Annotated in this window: 1 protein-coding gene; it reads left to right on the top strand. The window is 50.7% G+C overall.

Features of this window, described 5'->3' with window-relative positions:
- Positions 1 to 1,216 (top strand): hypothetical protein (locus tag ACPUER_RS36780; protein WP_425133581.1); only part of this gene is annotated, 1,216 nt, incomplete at both ends.

Genomic DNA, 1,216 nt, shown 5'->3' on the forward strand with positions numbered 1-1,216 from the left:
CTTCCTGAGCCGAGAAGAAACGATCTGGCAATCGATGACCCTGACAGACGCGTATACGCATTTATGAATAGTGCGGCCGGTAGAGAGAGGCTCATTGATGAACTGAAACGCGCGTTAGATGAATGGAAGCAAAGTCCAGAATATATAGCGGAGAGGGATCGTGACGCATTGGCTCAGGGATGGGCACTGACTGCTGAACTGGAGGACACCTTTGCCAATCCGTTGAGCGAAGAATTGGCAGCAAAGACGTCGGACTATCTCTATCGCAATTTCGTCTATAGTGCTGACAATTTCAACGACCTCCACTCAGCAAAGAGGGACAGGGAGGCCGGAAGCCGCAGCTCGAGAGAGATGCAGAGCGTCCAAGAGAACACCCCCAACCCCATGCGTGAGACCGGCTCACACCGGGCTTCCGAAGCGGTACCTGTCTTCGCCACGTCTGGCGGCTCATCGGCATTGGAGGCACAAAAAGCCTCTCTGTTAGGAGCACAAACAACAACAGCGCTGGCTGCTAGTCTCATGGCGACACGGAATCACAAAGCGGGAGCGATAGTGGCGGCGGGGGCGACGCTTGTAACTGGGGCGGCATACGGCTTGTACCGCTGGTTAACGCATGACAGTACCCCGAGTGGCATTGCCCCTAGCATGTTGGTCGATGATGAGAGTCACGATGACGAAGTCGTGGCGAATCTCCAAATCCCTTCGGAATTGGAAGCGTTGATTTCCGGCGCAACGAATGCTCCCAACCCATCGGCCAGGCGTGTACGTTCCGCTTCGACGAAAATAAATCCACCGAATTCAATTGACGGATACAAGCCGAATTTTTCAAAATACGATGATCACGTGGCCGAAAACCTTCGGAAAGTATGGGAGAAAATTGACAACCATCCTTGGGCTCGTGACGACTACTCAATGCGGCTAATAATGTTCAACGGCTTGCTAAATTCACTGATAAATCACGATGACAAGCCATCGAGCCGCATATCAGATCATCTTATGGTTGCGGCAATTGCTGAGTTTGATGCGCTACGTCCGCATCTCGAAAGTGATGGGAGACTGCGTGAGCATCTTTCCTACATAGATAATTACCCCCATGCTTTGGGGCGGTTCTCTAAAGTTTATTTATACCGAGAAGCATTTGCTATCAAAGAAATTGATGAAGATTTCTACGCATCACAGCGCGAATTGTCTGGCAATTTTATATATAGAAAGCGAG

Source organism: Burkholderia sp. DN3021 (genome assembly GCF_049805555.1).
Lineage (GTDB): Bacteria > Pseudomonadota > Gammaproteobacteria > Burkholderiales > Burkholderiaceae > Burkholderia > Burkholderia pyrrocinia_C.